The 18890-nt window shown below is 63.7% G+C and carries 21 protein-coding genes; 7 read left to right on the forward strand and 14 right to left on the reverse strand.

Annotated features, from left to right (window positions below):
- Positions 1-15: 15 nt before the first annotated feature.
- Complete coding sequence (locus tag P6U24_RS33370; RefSeq protein ID WP_407156643.1) at positions 16-2709, reverse strand: EAL domain-containing protein; 2694 nt, start codon at positions 2707-2709, stop codon at positions 16-18.
- Between the two features lie 219 nt (positions 2710-2928).
- Here P6U24_RS33370 and P6U24_RS33375 point away from each other — a divergent pair, with 219 nt between their 5' ends.
- Entirely contained in the window at positions 2929-4032 is a 1104-nt protein-coding gene (locus P6U24_RS33375) for an NAD(P)/FAD-dependent oxidoreductase (protein ID WP_407156644.1), read from the forward strand.
- Positions 4033-4312: 280 nt separating this feature from the next.
- Here P6U24_RS33375 and P6U24_RS33380 read toward each other — a convergent pair whose 3' ends face one another.
- Complete coding sequence (locus tag P6U24_RS33380) at positions 4313-4495, reverse strand: YdcH family protein (protein ID WP_407156645.1); 183 nt, start codon at positions 4493-4495, stop codon at positions 4313-4315.
- A 291-nt stretch (positions 4496-4786) separates the two neighbouring features.
- On the opposite strand from P6U24_RS33380, the gene P6U24_RS33385 reads away from it, so the two are divergent.
- The 3 genes from P6U24_RS33385 to P6U24_RS33395 all read left to right on the forward strand — a co-directional run bounded on the left by P6U24_RS33385 (position 4787) and on the right by P6U24_RS33395 (position 5846).
- Positions 4787-4993, forward strand: coding sequence for a YdcH family protein (locus P6U24_RS33385; RefSeq protein ID WP_009028242.1), 207 nt, complete (start codon positions 4787-4789; stop codon positions 4991-4993).
- A 320-nt stretch (positions 4994-5313) separates the two neighbouring features.
- Positions 5314-5523 carry a hypothetical protein gene (locus P6U24_RS33390; RefSeq protein WP_407156646.1) on the forward strand — a complete coding sequence of 70 codons (210 nt, stop codon included), beginning with the start codon at positions 5314-5316 and terminating at the stop codon, positions 5521-5523.
- Positions 5524-5594: 71 nt separating this feature from the next.
- Positions 5595-5846: a hypothetical protein gene (locus P6U24_RS33395; protein ID WP_407156647.1), complete on the forward strand. Its 252-nt coding sequence runs from the start codon at positions 5595-5597 to the stop codon at positions 5844-5846.
- Here P6U24_RS33395 and P6U24_RS33400 read toward each other — a convergent pair.
- A complete protein-coding gene (locus tag P6U24_RS33400) occupies positions 5816-6532 on the reverse strand; it encodes a GGDEF domain-containing protein (RefSeq protein WP_407156648.1) in 717 nt (238 codons plus the stop codon). The two genes, P6U24_RS33395 and P6U24_RS33400, sit on opposite strands and share 31 nt — an antisense overlap.
- Positions 6533-6693: 161 nt before the next feature.
- On the opposite strand from P6U24_RS33400, the gene purE reads away from it, so the two are divergent.
- From purE to rpsU, 3 genes are all read left to right on the forward strand, one after another.
- Positions 6694-7182, forward strand: coding sequence for a 5-(carboxyamino)imidazole ribonucleotide mutase (gene purE / locus P6U24_RS33405; protein ID WP_407156649.1), 489 nt, complete (start codon positions 6694-6696; stop codon positions 7180-7182).
- 20 nt (positions 7183-7202) lie between these two features.
- Positions 7203-8294 (forward strand): 5-(carboxyamino)imidazole ribonucleotide synthase, encoded by a 1092-nt coding sequence (locus tag P6U24_RS33410; protein ID WP_407160678.1) that lies wholly within the window; start codon positions 7203-7205, stop codon positions 8292-8294.
- A 174-nt stretch (positions 8295-8468) separates the two neighbouring features.
- Entirely contained in the window at positions 8469-8765 is a 297-nt protein-coding gene (rpsU, locus tag P6U24_RS33415; RefSeq protein ID WP_407156650.1) for a 30S ribosomal protein S21, read from the forward strand.
- A 244-nt stretch (positions 8766-9009) separates the two neighbouring features.
- Here the strand turns inward: rpsU and P6U24_RS33420 are convergent, their stop codons facing one another.
- The 11 genes from P6U24_RS33420 to P6U24_RS33470 form a co-directional block, all read right to left on the reverse strand.
- Positions 9010-9855 (reverse strand): hypothetical protein, encoded by an 846-nt coding sequence (locus tag P6U24_RS33420; protein WP_407156651.1) that lies wholly within the window; start codon positions 9853-9855, stop codon positions 9010-9012.
- 230 nt (positions 9856-10085) lie between these two features.
- Positions 10086-10370 carry a cupin domain-containing protein gene (locus P6U24_RS33425; protein WP_407156652.1) on the reverse strand — a complete coding sequence of 95 codons (285 nt, stop codon included), beginning with the start codon at positions 10368-10370 and terminating at the stop codon, positions 10086-10088.
- An 18-nt stretch (positions 10371-10388) separates the two neighbouring features.
- Positions 10389-11486 (reverse strand): calcium:proton antiporter, encoded by a 1098-nt coding sequence (locus P6U24_RS33430; protein WP_407156653.1) that lies wholly within the window; start codon positions 11484-11486, stop codon positions 10389-10391.
- A gap of 51 nt (positions 11487-11537) precedes the next feature.
- On the reverse strand, positions 11538-12344 hold the full coding sequence (locus P6U24_RS33435; protein WP_407156654.1) for an alpha/beta hydrolase: 807 nt from the start codon (positions 12342-12344) through the stop codon (positions 11538-11540).
- 340 nt (positions 12345-12684) lie between these two features.
- Positions 12685-14082 (reverse strand): NAD(P)(+) transhydrogenase (Re/Si-specific) subunit beta, encoded by a 1398-nt coding sequence (locus P6U24_RS33440; RefSeq protein WP_407156655.1) that lies wholly within the window; start codon positions 14080-14082, stop codon positions 12685-12687.
- A gap of 54 nt (positions 14083-14136) precedes the next feature.
- Entirely contained in the window at positions 14137-14454 is a 318-nt protein-coding gene (locus P6U24_RS33445; protein ID WP_407156656.1) for a proton-translocating transhydrogenase family protein, read from the reverse strand.
- 189 nt (positions 14455-14643) lie between these two features.
- Positions 14644-15771, reverse strand: coding sequence for a Re/Si-specific NAD(P)(+) transhydrogenase subunit alpha (locus tag P6U24_RS33450; protein WP_407156657.1), 1128 nt, complete (start codon positions 15769-15771; stop codon positions 14644-14646).
- 106 nt (positions 15772-15877) lie between these two features.
- Entirely contained in the window at positions 15878-16030 is a 153-nt protein-coding gene (locus P6U24_RS33455; protein ID WP_407156658.1) for an aa3-type cytochrome c oxidase subunit IV, read from the reverse strand.
- 93 nt (positions 16031-16123) lie between these two features.
- Complete coding sequence (locus P6U24_RS33460; protein ID WP_407156659.1) at positions 16124-16519, reverse strand: type II toxin-antitoxin system death-on-curing family toxin; 396 nt, start codon at positions 16517-16519, stop codon at positions 16124-16126.
- Positions 16516-16740, reverse strand: coding sequence for an AbrB family transcriptional regulator (locus tag P6U24_RS33465; RefSeq protein ID WP_006612211.1), 225 nt, complete (start codon positions 16738-16740; stop codon positions 16516-16518). The genes P6U24_RS33460 and P6U24_RS33465 overlap by 4 nt, the downstream gene beginning before the upstream one ends.
- A gap of 87 nt (positions 16741-16827) precedes the next feature.
- The gene (locus tag P6U24_RS33470) at positions 16828-18819 is read right to left on the reverse strand and encodes a M3 family oligoendopeptidase (protein ID WP_407156660.1); all 1992 of its coding nucleotides are present in this window, start codon (positions 18817-18819) and stop codon (positions 16828-16830) included.
- Positions 18820-18890 lie beyond the last annotated feature (71 nt).

The following is an 18890-nucleotide window of genomic DNA, read 5'->3' on the forward strand; positions in this document are numbered from 1 at the left end:
CTTGCGCGCTGTCGCCTACCCGATCTTGCGCACTGACTCCACGACATTGTCATTACTGCGGCCGACCAGCTCATCATACTTTTCGATCGGCATCGGCTTGCCGAGCAGATAGCCCTGAACCGAATCGCAGCCTTCCTCGGCGAGGAAGCCGAGCTGTTCCAGCGTCTCGACGCCTTCGGCCACGATCGACATGTTCATGCCGTGTCCGAGATCGATCACCGCGCGCACGATCGCCGCCGATTGCGGGTTGCGGCCGAGATTCATGACGAAGGCGCGGTCGATCTTGATCTTGTCGAACGGGAACGCCTGCAAATAGCTCAGCGAGGAGTAGCCGCTGCCGAAATCGTCCATCGAGATGCGCACGCCGAGCGCCTTCAGCCGGCGCAAGAGGCCAAGACCGCGGTCGAAGTCCTCGATCAGCACGCCCTCGGTGATCTCGAGCTCGAGCCGGTCGGGGGCAAGCCCCGTCTCGAGCAGGATCGAATGCACCAGCGCGACGAGATCGCCGTGCACGAACTGCGCCGGCGACAGGTTGACGGCGATCTGGAGCGGCTTCGGCCAGGACGCGGCCTCGCGGCAGGCCTGCCGCAGGATCCACTCGCCCATCTCGACGATCAGGCCGCTTTCCTCCGCGAGCGGAATGAATTCGCTCGGCGGGACGAAGCCACGTACCGGATGATGCCAGCGCGCGAGCGCCTCGAAGCCGATGATCTCGCTGGAATCGACCGTGGGGCCGGAGGCGGCCTGCGGCTGGAAGTACAGCGACAGCTCGCCGTTCCTGATCGCGACCGAGAGCTCCTGGTGCAGCACGCGGCGATCGCGGATCTGCTGATCCATTTCCGGCTGATAGAAGGTGATGCTGCCGCGCGACTTGGCCTTGGCGCGAAACAATGCGGCGCCGGCATTGGCGAGCAGCGAGGCGCCGTCGGAACCGTTGTGCGGGAACACCGAGATGCCGGTGGTCAGCGCGGTGCGGATCGGCTTGCCGTCGATCTGGAACTCAGCGGCGATCGCTTCGGCCAGCTGCTCGGCGAGCGCCTGGCCGGCTTCGGGCTGCTTGCCGTCGATGATCAGGCCGAACTCATCGCCCGACAGCCGCGCCACCACACCGCCGCGCGCAGCATCCTGGACGCGGTGCGCGACCTCGACCAGGAGCTTGTCGCCGATCGCATGGCCGAAGACGTCGTTGATCTCTTTCAGGCCCTTGAGGTCGACGTTGAGCACGGCGAACTCCTCGCCGGTGCTCTCGCAGGCCTCGATCATCTGGCTCAGCGCCTGCAGGAAGGCGGCGCGGTTCGGCAGGTCGGTGAGGCCGTCATGATAGGCCATGTGGGCCATCCGCGATTCGGTCTGCCGGCGGTCGGTGACGTCCTCGTGGGTCTTGATCAGATATTGCGGCTCGCCTTTGTCGCCGAGCACCGTCATGCGGCGGGTCAGGAACAGCCGCAAGCCATCCTTGGTCGAGATCGGATGCTCCTCGATCAGGAGGCCGCCCTTTTTGATCGCCGCCTCGTCCCGCGAGATGATCAGCTTGGCCTCGCGCGGATTGAAGATGTCGGCCGAGGTCAGGCCGGTGACCTCCTCCCGCTTGCGGTTGAGGACGATCTCGGCGCTGCGGTTGGCAAGCATATAGCGGCCATCCGACACCCGCTCGACGATCACGGAGACCGGGATGTTGTCGACCACGAGCTCGAGGAATTTCTTGGTGTTCTCGAGCTCGGAGCTCAGCGAACGCCGTTCGGTGTCGTCCTCGAACAGCGCGATCAGGAATTCGGGCTCGTTCCTCTCATTGCGGGCGATCACCCGGTTCGAGGCCAGGATGCGCTTCTCGCCGCGGCGCTCGACGACGAGCTCGCTGCGATAGCTCGTCCCCGGCGCGGCCAACGCTGCCTTGTCGGTGGCTTCGATATTCGCCGCGGTCACGGGCGAGAAGATCTCGCGCGCATGGCTGCCGACGATGCGCTCGCGCGACATCCTCGAGAACTCCTCGAAGGCGCGGTTGGCGAAAATATAGCGGCCGTCCTCGATGCTCTTGGCGGCCACGCAGACCGGCACATTGTCCAGCACCGATTCCAGGAACTGCTTGGTGGAGGCGAGCTGCCGCGCCAGTCTGCGCTGCTCGGTGCAATCCTCGTGCACGCCGACCGTGCCGCCATTCGGCAGATGGAACAGCTTGGCGAGCACGGAACGTCCGTCGGGGAGTTCGGTGACATAGCCCTCCGGCTCGAGGGCGCGCCGTGCATACTCGTCGATCGACACCCCAAGCTTGCCGCGCTGGCGGCGGAGCTCGATCAGGTCGCGCCCGCTGCAGCCGCGCGGAATCTCTGCACGCGTCAGGCCATAGATCTCCAGGAAGCGGTCGTTATAGAACACGACCCGGTTGTCGCGATCGGTCATGATGACGCCCTGGCTCAGATTGTTCAGGGCGGAGCTGATGAAGGCGTTACGACGCAGTTGCGCATGCCGGACGCGGCGCAGTGCCGAATTGACCCAGATCGCGATCGAGGCAAGAAAGGCGCAGATGACGATTCCGGCAATCAGGACTTCCCACGCCATGTTGGGATCGACGTTGCTCAGATAGCTCGATGACGAAGAATCCTGCGGGCCTGCCCAACTGGGCGCGAGCGGCACGGCGATCGCCGCCAAGCCTGCAATGGCGCATGCAGGAATCGTACTCTTGGCGCCTGCCTGCCAGATCTTCCCAGCCATTAATCACCCGCGGATTTCAGCAGCGGAGTGTCTGGCCTCACGGGTTTGGATCGGGTAAACGCGCTTGCACACGCGCCGGCAAAAAGCCCCGCGACTTCTGCAATTGGCCCGTCATGATAAATGCTTCTTTAATCGCGTGGCCGCACCGAATACCAGGGGTTGCATTATATACGTGCACGCTCCTTTCGGCTGTGACCCGTTTCGAGGTCGAGGCCCGGCATGGATAAGGTCGATTGCGTTGTCGTCGGCGCCGGCGTGATCGGCCTTGCCATCGCAAGACGGCTGGCGCTGGCGGGCCGCGAGGTGATCGTTCTGGAAGCGGCCGAGGGCATCGGCACCGTCACCTCGTCGCGCAACAGTGAGGTGATTCACGCCGGCATCTATTACAAGGCCGGCAGCCTGATGGCGCGGACGTGCGTCAGCGGCAAGCAGGCGCTCTATCGCTATTGCGATGAGCACGGCATTCCCTACCGCAATTGCGGCAAGCTGATCGTCGCCACGACTGCGAAGGAGACGGAAAAGCTCGAGGGCATCCGCGCGCATGCGCAGGCCAATGGCGTCGAAGGCATGGAGCTGCTGTCCGGTGAGGCTGCACGCGCATTGGAGCCGGCACTGGCCTGCGAAGCCGCGCTGCTGTCGCCGTCCACCGGGATCATCGACAGCCACGCCTACATGCTGTCGCTGCGCGGCGACGCCGAGGCGGCCGGCGCGGCCTTTGCGTTCCACACGCCGCTCGAGCGCGCCCTCGCCGACGCTGGCCGCATCGAGATCGACGCCGGCGGCGCGCAGCCGATGACGCTGGCCTGCCGCCTGCTCGTCAACGCCGCCGGGCTAAGCGCGCCGGCGGTGGCGCGGATGATCGAAGGCATGCCGCTGCAGCTTATCCCGCCGGCCTATCTCGCCAAGGGCAACTACTTCAGCTGCAGCGCGCGGGCGCCGTTCACGCACCTGATCTATCCGGTGCCGGAGCCCGGCGGGCTCGGCGTCCACCTCACGCTCGATATGGCGGGTCAGGCCCGCTTCGGTCCCGACGTGGAATGGGTCGACCACATCGATTATGCCGTCGATCCCGCGCGCGCCGAGCGCTTCTATCCTGCGATCCGCAAATACTGGCCGGCGCTGCCCGACGGCGCGCTGATGCCGAGCTATTCCGGCATCCGGCCGAAGATCGTCCCGCCCGCGGTGGCCACGCAGGACTTCCTGATTCAGGGCCCGCGCGATCACGGCGTCGACGGGCTGATCAACCTGTTCGGAATCGAATCCCCCGGACTGACGTCATCGCTGGCGATCGCCGACTATGTCGGTGAGCTCGCTGAGGCCTGAGATTTGATCGGAAAGACACTCCCCCGGAAAATTAGGCGCTCGAAAAATCGGCCGTGCGAAAAATTAATCTTGGCTGCTTGCTTAAACTTGGCTGCTTGCTGAACCAGCTCGCAACCTGGAAAACTGTCGTTGAGAAAAGCTGTCGTTGAGAATGGGTCCATTTGGACATCTGCACCTGAGATGGGCTGATCCGCCCACCCCAGAGCAGAAAGAGCTACGCTGCTCATCCAGTGTCGATGAAGAAGTTCGCAAACTGACACGAACTTCAAAGTAAATCGCACTAGTGAAGCGTCTCGGTGGCTTGCTTCAAGCGCTCGATCTCGTCCTTTACCATCAATTTTCGTCGCTTTAATTCGGCGATCTGCAAATCATCCGTTGATGGGTGCAGGAGCGCTTCGTGTAGTTCGTTCTCCAGGACTTTGTGCTTGCGCTCCAATTCAACGAGATGCGCCTGTATTGCCATTCGCGACCTCCTTGGTAGGTTTCCGCCTCAGATTCGCTGAGGACCAGGAAGTGTACACCAGTCCTTTGTCATGTCGATGGGGCCCAATACCACAGCGGCAAATTTGAGCACCATGTGTAATGAAACGTGAGCACACAAAATACGAATGTCCCTCCGTTTCCTAACCTGAATTCATGGGATAGGCTGAAAGCTTGGACGTCCATGGGTTGCATGAAACTGTTCGAAGGCGATATTTTGGACCTCCTCCCGCAACCGTTTCCCCCTTCTCCCGCTTTTTTGCTATCATAGAACATGGCCGACCAAGACGAGCGCGAACTGCAGGCCGAACTCGCACGCCTGCAGCAGGAACACCGCGATTTGGATGCGGCGATTGATGCGTTGCATCAATCACCCGCGCCGGATTTGTTGCGCTTGCAACGGCTGAAGAAGCGCAAGCTGCTGCTGCGAGACCGGATCGCCTTCATCGAAGACCAGATCACGCCGGACATCATTGCGTGATGCGCATCGCGCGTCCGCGCTGCGATCGGAATATCCGATAGCTGAGAACACTTGAGACGACCCGGATCTTATTAGTTTGGACTTGTTGGACTTGAGGTTGGACTTGCGGGATCCGGCGGGCCGAACGAGCTGCAGCCTGCATCCGGCCCGATGACAACCATGATCACAACCATATCGGCACGTGCCCTCAATTCCTTGCCGGCAGATCAAAATCTCCGATTGACAAATGAGAACAGAACGGGAACAATGGGGGAAGAAGTCATCACCACACGAGAGATCGGTCGATAGCTCAAACCCGGACGAAACCCAGGACGATCCCCATGCCCACAGCCTTCTCTGCGGATAACAGCGTTTACGAGCAGGCCTGCGACCAGGCGATTGCGATGTGCGACGGCAACCTGCGCTCCACCATCAAGGCGCTGATCATGGCCAATGAATATCTGGAGATCGAGCTGCAGGAGCTGCGCGCGACGATTGCCTGCGGCTGCGTGCCGAACACCGTCGTCGCCATCAGCAGCGATGCCGCCTGATCTCCTGCGACGTCACTGCACTGCGCGGCACCACATTCGAGAAATCGAAAGGAGAACGAGGAGACGACGCCATGGCCGAGATTACGTACTACGTCGCGATGCCTTTTCTGCGCGACGAGTCCGGCGTGCTGATCGCCGGCAATGCCGAGGAATGCCAGAGCTCGACGACAGCGCTGCGGCGCGCGGAGATGATGTCGCGACTTGCCGGCAATACCGGCGCCATCGCCTTCAGCCGTAGCGGCGATCCGATGATGGGCGAGTTCAAGGATGCGCACCTGTTGCGCAGCTTCGGTCAGGTCCTGGAGGATCTCGGCGAGCTCTGAGCGGCACGCTCGGACGCCGAGATTTCACTCTGCAGCCGCCGCTGCGCCTTGCGGACATACATGGCGCGATCGGCCGCTTCGAACGCGCTCTGCGCGTCCATCCAGATGTCCAGGATCGCGATGCCGGCGGAGGCGCCGGCGTGCACCGTGGTGTCGCCGAAGCTGAAGCTCAAGGCGTCGATCGCCCGTTCCAGCGCGATTGCCTTGCCATGTGCATCGACCTCATCCAGGTTCCAGAGCAGGACGCCAAATTCGTCGCCGCCAAGCCGGCCGACCACGTCTGAGGACCGCACTTGGCTCACCAGGGAGGCGGCTACCGCCTTCAGCACCTGGTCGCCCGCAGCGTGCCCGAAGGCGTCATTGATCGGCTTGAGCCGGTCGACATCGAGCAGGATCAGCGCGCCGGTCGCATGATACCTCTTGATATAGGCGATCGATCGATCGAGTTCCCGCGAAAATCCGCGGCGGTTGACGATGCCGAGCAGGAAGTCGCGTTCTGCGCTCGCCGTGAGCTCCTCGATCCGCTGCAGGGCCTTTGCGAGCTCCCTTTTTAGGCGGCGGATGGTGCGCCCGACCGGCTCCGGCGTGGCCGAAGTTCCGCCCTCGCTCCAGGCCGGAGGCCGCCCGCGCCTGTGTCGCGCGCGCCTGGCCACGGTCGGCGCGGCCGCGATCCGCTTCTTTTTCATCGGATTTCCTGCCAAGCCCATCTTATGCGCTTGCCCGGATTTACCAAGTCAGGATAGTCCATCCCTGTCCCCTTGCCAGTCCAGTTACCTTGGCTTGCCGCTGTTGGGCCCGTCCCTATACTCCGGCCCATGTTTCTGGATTCCCGAGAAGAATTGATCTTATGACCGCCCCGATCGCCATCATCATGGGAAGCCAGTCGGACTGGGATACCATGCGCTATGCTGCCGAGACACTGGCGGACCTCGGCGTGGATCACGAGGCGCGGATCGTCTCCGCTCACCGCACCCCCGACCGGCTCTACGCCTTCGCCAAGGGAGCCAAAGCGGCGGGCTTCAAAGTCATCATCGCAGGCGCCGGTGGGGCAGCGCACCTGCCGGGCATGACGGCGGCGCTGACGGAGCTGCCGGTGTTCGGCGTGCCGGTGGAGTCCAAGGCGCTCTCGGGCCTGGATTCGTTATACTCGATCGTGCAGATGCCGGCCGGCGTTCCCGTCGGCACGCTCGCGATCGGCAGGTCCGGCGCGATCAATGCCGCGCTGCTCGCCGCCAGCGTGTTGGCGCTGAACGACGCGGCGTTGGCAGGCCGGCTCAAAGCCTGGCGCCAGCAGCAGACCGATGCCGTCACCGAGCGCCCGGAGGGCTCCGCGTGACCGATATCGCAGCGCGTAGCATGAAGCTGAAGCCGGGCGACACCATCGGCATTCTCGGCGGCGGACAGCTCGGCCGGATGCTGGCGCTCGCCGCCGCCCGACTCGGCCTGCGTTGCCAAGTGTTCTCGCCGGACCCAGATTCGCCCGCCTTCGACGTCGTGCTGAACGCGACCTGCGCCGAATATGCCGATGTCGAGGCGCTGGAGCTGTTCGCCAATGACGTCGACGTGGTGACCTACGAATTCGAGAACGTCCCGTCGGCGGCCGCCATGGTGCTGGCTGCGAAGCGCCCGGTGCTGCCTGGCCGCAACGTGCTGGAGACCACCCAGGATCGCCTCACCGAGAAGGATTTCGTCACCTCGCTCGGCATCGGCACTGCGGCCTATGCCGAGGTGTCCTCAGTGGCGAGCCTGCGCGAGGCGATCATGCGGATCGGCCTGCCGGCGGTGCTGAAGACGCGGCGTTTCGGCTATGACGGCAAGGGACAGGCGATCATCCGCAAGGCCGACGACCTGGAGCGCGTCTGGGCCGAGCTCGGCACCAAGGCTGCGATCCTGGAGGCATTCGTGCCGTTCGAGCGCGAGATCTCGGTGGTCGCCGCGCGCGGCGCCGACGGCCAGGTCGAATGCTTCGACGTCACCGAGAACGAGCATCAAAACCACATCCTGAAGATCTCGCGAGCACCGGCCGCGATCCCCGATGCCGTGGCCGCGGAAGCCCGCGCCATCGCCACCCGGATCGCCACCGCGCTCAATTATGTCGGCGTGCTTGCAGTCGAGATGTTCGTGGTGCCCGGCAAGGACGGCCCGACCGTGCTGGTTAACGAGACCGCCCCACGCGTCCACAATTCCGGACACTGGACTCTGGATGGCGCCTCGATCTCGCAGTTCGAGCAGCACATCCGGGCGATCGCGGGATGGCCGCTCGGCAAGCCTGTCCGCCACGGCTCGGTGACCATGACCAACCTGATCGGAGACGAGATCAGGGATTACGAGCGCTGGCTGACCGTTCCCGGCGCTACCGTGCATCTGTACGGCAAAGGTGCCCCCCGCCCGGGCCGCAAGATGGGCCACGTCACCGAAGTCGCGCCCCTGCCCGCAAAAGCAGAGTAGGAGTGAAAAAACCCGCTTTTTCGGGCTAAACTTCTCGTCAACCGTTCGCGAGCGGGTGGACATCGCGGGCTTTGTCTGATACATCCGCGCGCTCAAGGTTAAGGGCGAGGCCTTTTCTGCCAGCCTTTGCTTCACCAGTTTCACAAAACCGATCTCCTGAAAAGAGGATGCCGCGTGCAGGTTCTCGTTCGCGATAACAATGTCGATCAAGCCCTCAAGGCGCTGAAGAAGAAGATGCAGCGCGAGGGCATTTTCCGCGAGATGAAGCTCCGCGGCCATTACGAGAAGCCGTCCGAGAAGAAAGCCCGCGAGAAGGCGGAAGCCGTTCGCCGCGCCCGCAAGCTGGCGCGCAAGAAGCTGCAGCGTGAAGGCCTGCTGCCGATGAAGCCGAAGCCGGTGTTCGGCGCTGGCGCGGGCGGTGATCGCGGCGCTGGCCGCGGACCGGGCGCAGGTCCGCGCGGACCGCGCTAACCGAGCAGCAATTCAGTTTCCTGAACTGACGATGCGCGGGCCCTTGGCCCGCGCTTTTATTTTGCCGTTGAGTATTTTGCCGATAGCGGGACGTCGCGACGCATCGTCGATGCCGAATTCAGCCCGGGACTGACCAGCACAAAATTCGCGGTCGCGCTGACGCGCGGAGTTTGAGCTCCAACGAGAAACGGCAGCGCATAGGCGCCGCCGCTACTTGTCTCAAGGCCATCGGGCGAAGCGTCGGCTATTTCGGCAGGACGGAGTGGAACACCGACTTGGCTGCCGACACCATGTCCTGGGCCACATTCGACATCTGATCCTTCAGCGACGGATCACCACCCCGGTCAGCCCGCAGGTCGAGCGGACGCGCCGGCGGCGGTGCCGGAATGTCGGCTGGCGGCGTCATCCGGCCATCGACCTGAACCGATCCGGTGTAGGGCGGCGTCCCCGCTGCATAAGGTGCACCATCGACCGATGGCGTCGACACGCTGATCGGCGGCGGCAACGGGCGAACAGGGGATACCGACGGCGCAGCCGTCACGATGCGGGGCGCTTCCCCTGTCGTGCGCGCCGACTCCGATGAACGGGCACCTTCGCTGGCGCGCAGCCGCTCGATCGCCGCACGCGCCAGATCGGTCGCGTCGCGACGCTCCTCCTGCGTGGCCGGCGTCTCGGCCGAACGGGCGCTCGATTTCGGCGTCACGCTGTGGCTCTTCTCGGCAGGCAGGCTCGCGGTCTCGGCCGGCTTGGTTTCCTTGGCTTCAGCAGGTTTCTCGGCCGCGGCCTTGTCGTTGACCGACTTCTCGGCGATGCCCTTGGCCTTGATGCCGGCGCCCGGGATATTGGAGATTTCGGCCGAGGTTTCTGCCGGCTTGGCGTCAGCCTTCAGGCCATCGATCTTGGCGCCGTCGGCTTTGCCGGTATCGATTTTCACGGAGTCGGCAGTCGACGGAGCGGCCGCCGCAGCTACGGCTGCGGCCGGGGTTGCGGGTTTGGTGTTGATGTAGTGGTTGACGATGTAGGCCCCGAGGATGGTGGCAACCACCGACGGGACGATCTCCATGGTGAGCTTTGTGACGTATTTCAGCATCCTGACCACTCCCCGCACAGCATTTGCGGGAACTTTGAGGCACAATTAGGGACCACGACCGCTCGTCCGAAGGTCTTTGCGGCTTTCGAGACACGCATGGAACTTGTGAGCAAAAGCAGCCGTTCACGTTGACGAACTGACCTTCGCACAGAAGCGGATGCGACGACTCGGGAGCTACGGAAGCGGATCTGATTTACCACAAATCAGCGACATTCCGGTAAACAAAAGCTTTAAGATTTCAGCTCGATCTCGAGGAACACGATCTCCGTGGACGTCTCGTTCAGTACGTCGTGTTCCACGCCGGCCTTGCGGAAATAGGACTTGCCGATCGAAAGCTGCGCCTTGGAACGCGCCCCACCCGGCACGACGATCGTCATCTCGCCATCGGTGACCGGAACGATCACGTAATCCATCTCATGGATGTGATGTCCGGTCGCGCTGCCGGGTGCCAGCCGCCATTCGGTCACCCGCACTTCGGGCGTGTCGACCTGGATCTCGGATTTGGCGCTGAGCATCGTCATCCTCTCTGTTTGCTACGGAACGAATAGCATGAACAGGAATATGGCGAACACGACCATGTGGACCAGACCAAACAGGACATTGGTTCTGCCGGCGCCGAAGGTCAGCATGCTCAGCACGAATGTCAGAAACAGGAGCACCGTGCCCTTTGAGTCGAGCCCGAGCACGATGCGCTTGTTCAGCGAGTAGGTCGCGGCCGCAACCGCCGGGATGGTCAGGCCGATGGTGGCGAGCGAGGAGCCGAGCGCCAGGTTGATGCTCTTCTGCAAGTCATTGGCCCGGGCGGCCCCGATCGCGGCGACGCTCTCGGGCAGCAGGATGAGCAGCGCCACCAGGACGCCGGCCAGCGCCGGCGGCGCGCCGCTCGCGGCCACCGCCGCATCGACGACCAGCGAGAATTTCTTCGCCAGCAGAACCACACCGAGCAACGCGGCGAGCAGCAGCGCGACGCTGAGCGCGAGCATCGACCGCGGCAATTTCATGCCCTGCTCGTCCCGATCCGACGACGGCCCGACGAAATAGTTCCTGTGCCGCATGGTCTGCGTGTACAGGAACACCGAATAGAGCAGCATCGTGACAACGCTGACAAAGCCGAGCTGGGCGGCTGAATAGACCGGACCGGGCGTGGTCAGGGTGTAGTCCGGCAGCACGAGCGTGATCGTCGCGAGCACGAACAGCACGCTCAGATATACGTTGGCACCGAGCACCTGGACGTCCTGCTCGCGATATCGCAGGCCGCCGATCAGGATGCAGAGGCCGACCAGGCCGTTGCAGACGATCATCACCACCGCGAACACCGTATCGCGCGCGAGCGCAGGCACGGCCGTATCGCCGAGCATGATGGTCACGATCAGCGCCACCTCGATCACCGTCACCGACAGCGTCAGCAGCAGCGTGCCATAGGGTTCGCCCAGCTCGTGTGCGATCACGTCGGCATGGTGCACGGCTGCGAACACGGTGCCGAACAGGATCACGAGCAGCACTGCGGCGAACACGAGGCCCGCCGGCGACAGCGTGAAGTCATAATGCGCCACGGAGATTGCCGCAAACAGCAGCATCGACAGCAGCGGGAAGATCCAGGCCGATCTCGGCATTGCTGCCTGCGTCGTCATCGTGCGCCTCCCCTCGATTGTCGCGCATTATGCGGGAAACCGCGGATGTCGTCAGCCTTCCGGTCCATTGATGAAGCGGAGCGCCACCGCGGTCGCGCCGAATTGGTCGAGGTCGTTGTGGCCGCCACCGGCGAAACGGACAAAGCGCTTCGGCTCATGAGCTAGCGCAAACAGGCGCTCACCGAATTCGATCGGGATGGCCGGATCGTTCTCGCCGTGCATGATCAGCAGCGGTGCGTTGACCTTCACGATGCGCCTGTCGGATCTGAACTGATCGCGCATCAGCAGGCTGACGGGAACGATGCGAAAGCGAAACGCCGCGATATCGACGATCGACGTATAGGGCGCCTCCAGGATCAGCTTTCCGACCGGATGCTCGGCGGCGATCGCGGTCGCAACGCCGCTGCCGAGCGAGAATCCCCAGGCAACGATACGCTCCGCGTCATAACGTGCCGCGGCGAAAGCATAGGCGGCCTCGGCATCCAGCAGCAGGCCGTGTTCGCTCGGGCTGCCGCTCGAGCCGGCATACCCACGATAGGACAGCGCGACGAGGCCGGTGCCGTCCGCCGCGAGCGCCTTGAACCGCTCGGCCACGCCGGCGAGGTAATCGCCATTGCCCGGGAAGTACAGCACGACTTTATGACCCACCTTCGCAGGCACGTGCCAGACGATGACCTTCTCGCCGTCGGCGCTGGTCAGCACATGCTCCTCGGCTTCCGGGAAATGCGCCTCTTCAGGCGTGATGCGGCCGACCGGCGGAGCCGGAAACAGCATCGCGCGCTGCATGATGAACAAGCCTGCAAGGCCTGCGCAGTAGAGCGCCGCGACGACGATGAGGAGCCATTTCAGGACGGTCATGCAGCGCGCCGCTTGCTCTCACATATCGGTCGTCACAATGACAGGCTCGGCACCACGGCTTCGCGCACGCGGATCGGCGGCATCCCTTGATCCGGTGCGCTGTAATTGCCCGCGGTCAATGATCCCGCGACGGTCGAGCATTGGACGGCTCCGGCCTAGTCCCTCTTGCGAGGCGACTTTAGCCGCTTTTCGACATCCTGTCTGATGCTTTCGGGAATTGGACGACAGCCGCAAGCGGTCGCATGCGCGACATGCCATTCGATCCGCTGTTCACGCGTGGCCTTGGGCGGCATCGGATGCTGACGATGCCACTCCTTGTTCAGCGCCACGCGCGTGCTCCCTACATGGCCTTGACGATGTTCTCGGTCATCTTCTTGGCGTCGCCGAGCAACATCATGGTGTTGTCGCGATAGAACAGCGGATTGTCGATGCCGGCATAGCCGGAGGCCAGCGAGCGCTTGATAAACATCACGGTGCCGGCCTTCCAGACCTGCAGTACCGGCATGCCGTAGATCGGCGAGGATTTGTCCTCTTCGGCCGCCGGGTTGGTGACGTCGTTCGCGCCGATCACGAAGGCAACGTCGGCCTGGGCGAATTCCGAGTTGATGTCCTCCAGCTCGAACACCTCGTCATAGGGCACGTTGGCCTCGGCCAGCAGCACGTTCATGTGGCCGGGCATGCGGCCGGCGACCGGGTGAATGGCGTATTTCACCTCGACGCCTTCCTTCTTGAGCGTGTCGGCCATCTCGCGCAGCGCGTGCTGGGCCTGCGCCACCGCCATGCCGTAGCCGGGCACGATGATGACCTTGGAGGCGTTCTTCATGATGAAGGCCGCATCGTCCGCCGACCCGAGCTTGGCCGGCTTCTGCTCGCCGCTGCCGCCGCCCGCTGCCGCGGTCTCGCCGCCGAAGCCGCCAAGGATGACCGAGATGAAGGAGCGGTTCATCGCGTGACACATGATGTAGGACAGGATCGCGCCCGACGAGCCGACCAGTGCGCCGGTGATGATCAGCGCCGAATTGCCAAGCGTGAAGCCGATGCCGGCAGCGGCCCAGCCCGAATAGGAGTTCAGCATCGAGATCACGACCGGCATGTCGGCGCCGCCGATCGGGATGATCATGAGCACGCCGAGCGCCAGCGCCAGCAGCGTGATCATCAGGAAATCGAAGCCGCCGCCGGTCAGCACCAGGCGGACGACGAACACGACCAGCAGCACGGCGAGCACAATGTTGATGATGTGGCGTGCGGGCAGGATGATCGGCGCGCCGCTCATCCTGGCGGAGAGCTTCAGGAACGCGATGACCGAGCCGGTGAAGGTCAGCGCGCCGATGGCGACGCCGAGCGACATCTCGACCAGGCTCTGCGGATGAATGTTGCCTGAGGTGCCGATGTCGAAGGCCTCGGGGGCGAAGAACGCACCGGCGGCGACCAGAACGGCGGCCATACCGACCAGCGAGTGGAAGGCCGCGACGAGCTCGGGCATCGCCGTCATCGGCACGCGGCGGGCGATCATCGCGCCGATGCCGCCGCCGATCGCGACGCCAAGGATGACGAGCACCCAGGCGACGCCATCCGCCGGCGGGTGGTTCGCCAGCGTGGTGACGACCGCGATGGCCATGCCGGCCATGCCGAGGAAATTGCCGCGCCGGCTCGTGGCCGGGCTGGACAGGCCGCGCAGGGACAGGATGAACAGCACACCCGCCACGAGATAAAGGAGTGCCGACAGATTGGCGTTCATTGCAGGTGCCCCGTTGTTCCTGTCATCCGTTTCGTATGGCTCTCGGCGGAGCTCTTACCTGGCCTTCTTCTTGTACATCGCCAGCATGCGCTGGGTGACGAGGAAGCCGCCGAAGATGTTCACGCAGGCGAAGATCAGCGCGATGAAGCCGAAGGCCCGCGCCAGGCCGCTGCCGCTCGAGATCATGCCGACGCCGACCGCGAGCAACGCACCGACCACGATCACCGAGGAGATCGCGTTGGTCACGCTCATCAGCGGCGTATGCAACGCAGGGGTCACCGACCACACCACGAAATAGCCGACGAACACCGCCAGCACGAAAATCGACAGCCGGAATACGAAGGGATCGACGGCTTGGACCACATGCTCCATGGCTTCTCTCCTGGTCTTACCCTCGCCCCGAAGGGGAGAGGGTGGCGCACAGCGAAGCTGCGCGCCTGGTGAGGGGGTTCAGATGAAAGAGCGACCCACGCCCCCTCACCCGGCACGCTTGACGCGCGCCGACCTCTCCCCGCTGGGGAGAGGTGAAGGGAGAATGGAAATCGCGGCTCATCACTCGATCTAAGCCTTCGGCTGGAAGTTCGGGTGGATGATGGCGCCGTCCTTTGTCAAAGCCGTGGCCTTGACCAGCTCATCGTCCCAGTTGACCGCGAGCCCCTTGCTCGCCTTGTCGATCATGGTCTCGATGAAGGCGAGAAGATTGCGCGCATAGAGGCCGGATGCCGAGGCCGCGACGCGGCCGGCGAGATTCGGGAAGCCGATGATCTTGACGCCGTCGATTTCGACGGTCTCGCCGAGCTTGACGCCCTCGACATTGCCGCCGCGCTCGACCGCAAGATCCACCAGCACCGAGCCGGGACGCATCGACTTCACCATGTCCAGCGTCACCAGCCGCGGCGCCGGGCGCCCCGGGATCAGCGCGGTGGTGATGATGACGTCCTGCTTCTTGATGTGCTCGGCCGTCAGCGCCGCCTGCTTGGCCTGGTACTCCTTGGACATTTCCTTGGCGTAACCGCCGGCGGTCTGCGCATTCCTGAACTCCTCGTCCTCGACCGCGAGGAATTTGGCGCCGAGACTTTCGACCTGCTCCTTGGTGGCGGGACGCACGTCGGTCGCCGAGACGATAGCCCCTAATCGGCGCGCGGTCGCGATCGCCTGCAGGCCGGCGACGCCGACGCCCATCACGAACACCTTGGTGGCCGGCACGGTGCCGGCCGCGGTCATCATCATCGGAAAGGCACGGCCGAAAGCCTCGGCGCCCTCGATGACAGCACGATAGCCGGCGAGGTTCGCCTGGCTCGACAGAACGTCCATCACCTGCGCACGGGTGATGCGCGGCATCAGCTCCATCGCGAAGGCGGAGATACCGGCGTCGGCCATCGCCTTCAACGCGGCCTCATTGCCATAGGGGTCCATGATCGCGATCACCAGCGCACCACGCTTGTATTGCGCCAGCTCGGATGCCTCGGGACGCTTCACCTTGATGACGATGTCGGCATCCTTCAGTGCATCGGCGCTGACGGTCGCGCCCGCAGCGGTAAATTCCGCATCCGGCACGCCCGACTTGACGCCGGCGCCGGGTTCGATCGCGACATCGACGCCCAGAGCTTTGAACTTCTTCACCGTATCGGGCGAGGCAGCCACCCGCGGCTCCGACGGGTCGATTTCCTTAGCGACGGCAATCTTCATGAGGCCTCCGGCGCGGACGCGCGCACGAGCTGGACAGGCGGGAATCTGGTCGTTGTTTCGGCCGCAGCCGAAAGCCCGCCGCCAATTGCGCGGCGGGCGCTGACAATCAAGTCAGAAAAATAGCCATCAAGATGACAATGAGGGCAACGGCGACCGTGCCGTATTTCACCAGCTTGATGAAGCCGACATACGTCGCCTCATGCGCCGCGTAGTCGTTGCCGTCTGCCGTCGAATAGGCGATCTCGCCATGGTCAGCCATTGGGGTCCCCCAGAAATATTCCTTAAGCTGGGTCGCATAGCGCAAAGCGGCGTTCAGGGCAACGCGTGAAAATGAACGCTTTTTCCTATCAGCTCATTCGGAAGGCAAATTGTCCCTGATCCAGCGCGTCAAGCTTTCCTCGCTGACCTCGCCAGCCGCGAGCGCGAGGATGATGGTCGTCGCATGCGCGGGGTCGGGCGCGAACGCAATCCCGTTCCTTCGCAGAAAAACCATCATCGCCATGAAGGCGATGCGCTTGTTGCCGTCGACGAAGGCATGGTTCTTCGCGAGTCCGAACGCATAGGCTGCCGCGAGTTCAGGCAACGACGCCTGCTCATAGCTCCACTTGTTGATCGGACGCTCCAATGCCGAGCACAGCATGCCCTCGTCGCGCAGGCCCGGCGCACCGCCGAAACGGCGCAACTGACGCGCGTGGATCGCGATGGCCTGTTCGTAAGTGATCCAGAGCGGCGCGTGCTGCTCGCTCATTTGGCGAGCGCCGCGAGCGTATCGCGGTACTCGTCCATCAGTTCGTCCGCGATCTCCATCGTCCGCTCGAAATCCGGGTCGTAGGGCAACGCCTGGAAACCGCCGCCCGGCAGCTCCACAATGTGCAATTGCTGGCCGCGCTTGAGATCGAGGCGCTGCATCAGCTCGCGTGGCAGCAACAGGCCGTCGGAATTGCCGATTTTCTTGATCTCGATCTTCACGGCCAGATCTCCAACGAAAAAGGCATGTTATACACCCGTATAACATGCCTCCACCGCCCGTTCAACAAATGTTTTACGGCCCTGCCCTCACCCCATCGCCTCCAGCTCGTCGATCATGCCGGCGATGACCGAGAGGCCGCCGTCCCAGAACTTGGGGTCCTTGGCATCGAGCCCGAACGGCTTCAGCAGTTCGGAATAGTGCTTGGTGCCGCCGGCCGCGAGCATCGCCAGATAGCGCTCGGCAAAGCCCTCAGCAGCGTTCTCGTAGACCGCGTAGAGCGAGTTCACCAGGCAATCGCCGAACGCATAGGCATAGACGTAGAAGGGCGAATGGATGAAGTGCGGGATGTACATCCAGAAGTTCTCGTAGCCCGGCTTGATCTCGATCGCTTCCCCTAAGCTCTCCGTCTGCACCGACAGCCAGATCTGGCCGATGCGTTCCGCGGTGAGCTCGCCGTTCTTGCGCTCGAGATGGACCGCGCGCTCGAACGAGTAGAATGCGATCTGCCGCACCACCGTGTTGATCATGTCCTCGACCTTGCCGGCGAGCAGCGCCTGGCGCTGCCTGGCGTTCTTGGTCTCTTTGAGCAGGCGCTTGAAGGTCAGCATCTCGCCGAACACGCTCGCGGTCTCCGCGAGCGTCAGCGGCGTCGGCGCCATCAGCGCGCCGTTCTTCGCCGCCAGCACCTGATGCACGCCGTGGCCGAGCTCGTGGGCCAGCGTCATCACGTCGCGCGGCTTGCCCTGATAGTTCATCAGCACGTAAGGATGCGCCGACGGCGTGGTCGGATGCGAGAACGCGCCCGGCGCCTTGCCGGGCCGCACCGGCGCGTCGATCCAGCGGTCATCGAAGAAGCGCTGGGCGATCTCGGCCATGTCGGACGAGAAACCGCGATAGGCCGTCAGCACCATGTTCTTGGCATCCGGCCATGCGATGACGTTGGTCGCGGCAAACGGCAGCGGCGCGTTGCGATCCCAATGCGCGAGCTTCTTCTTTTTGAACCAGCGCGCCTTCAGCGCATAATAGCGATGCGACAGCTTCGGATAGGCCGCGCGCACCGAGGCAACCAGCGCATCCACCACCTCGCGCTCGACGCGATTGTTCAGGTGGCGGGAGTCGGCGACGTCCTGGAAGCCACGCCAGCGGTCGGCGATGTCCTTGTCCTTGGCCAGCGTGTTGGTGATCAGCGCAAAGGTGCGCTCGTTGGCCTTGAACGTGCTCGCAAGCGCTTCGGCGGCGGCCTTGCGCTTGGCGCCATCGCGATCCTGCAGCAGGTTCAGCGTCGGCTCGATCGCAAGCTCTTTGCCGCCGACCTTGAAGCGCAGGCCGGCGATGGTCTGGTCGAACAGCCTGTTCCAGGCGGAATAGCCGGTCTGCGACTTCTCGTGAAACAGCTGCTCGACGCGATCCTCGAGCTGGTACGGCTTGTCCTTGCGCAGGTCCTCGATCCACGGCCGGTAGTGGCCGAGCGCCGGCGTCGCCATGGCGCGCTCGATCACCTCGTCGTCGATCCGGTTGAGCTCGAGCGGGAAGAACAACAGATGCGTCGAGGCGGCCGTCAGCCGCTCGGAGATGTCGCCATAGAATTTCGAGATCGCCGGATCGACGCTGTCGCCGGCATGGGCAAGCCCGGCATAGGAGCCGAGCCGGCCGGCGAGATCGTCGATCGCCTCATAGCGCTTCACCGCCTCACTGAGCCATTCCCCGCCGTCCTCACGCGCGGTATGCTCAGCCAGCTTGCCCTTGTAGTCGGTCTCGAATGCGACGCAGTCGGCGTCCATCTTCTGCAGGTCGTGCGCGATCTCCGGCGCGTCGATGCCGGAATAGAGATCAGCCAGGTTCCATTCCGGCAGCGCGCCGATCTTCGCTTTGGGCTTCGCCGATCCTTTAGCGGGCGCCTTGACTGCGATCTTCTTGGCCGGCTTCGCGGCGGCCTTGGCCTTGGCGGTGGTCTTGCTGGCAGACGTGGCTGAAGCAGACTTGGCAGAAGCGGTCTTGGCGGAAGCGGTCTTGGCAGAGGCGGTCTTGGCAGCAGTAGATTTGGCGGGTTTGCGGAGAGCGGAAGCGCGCAAGGTCATCGGGTGGGGAACCTGTTGTTCAAACGGGAGATTGCGAATTCGCAGGTCACAAGCTGAGTGCGGTTAGCAAG

Origin of the sequence: Bradyrhizobium sp. STM 3557 (genome assembly GCF_045571465.1) — a bacterium.
In the GTDB taxonomy this organism is placed as follows: Bacteria; Pseudomonadota; Alphaproteobacteria; order Rhizobiales; family Xanthobacteraceae; genus Bradyrhizobium.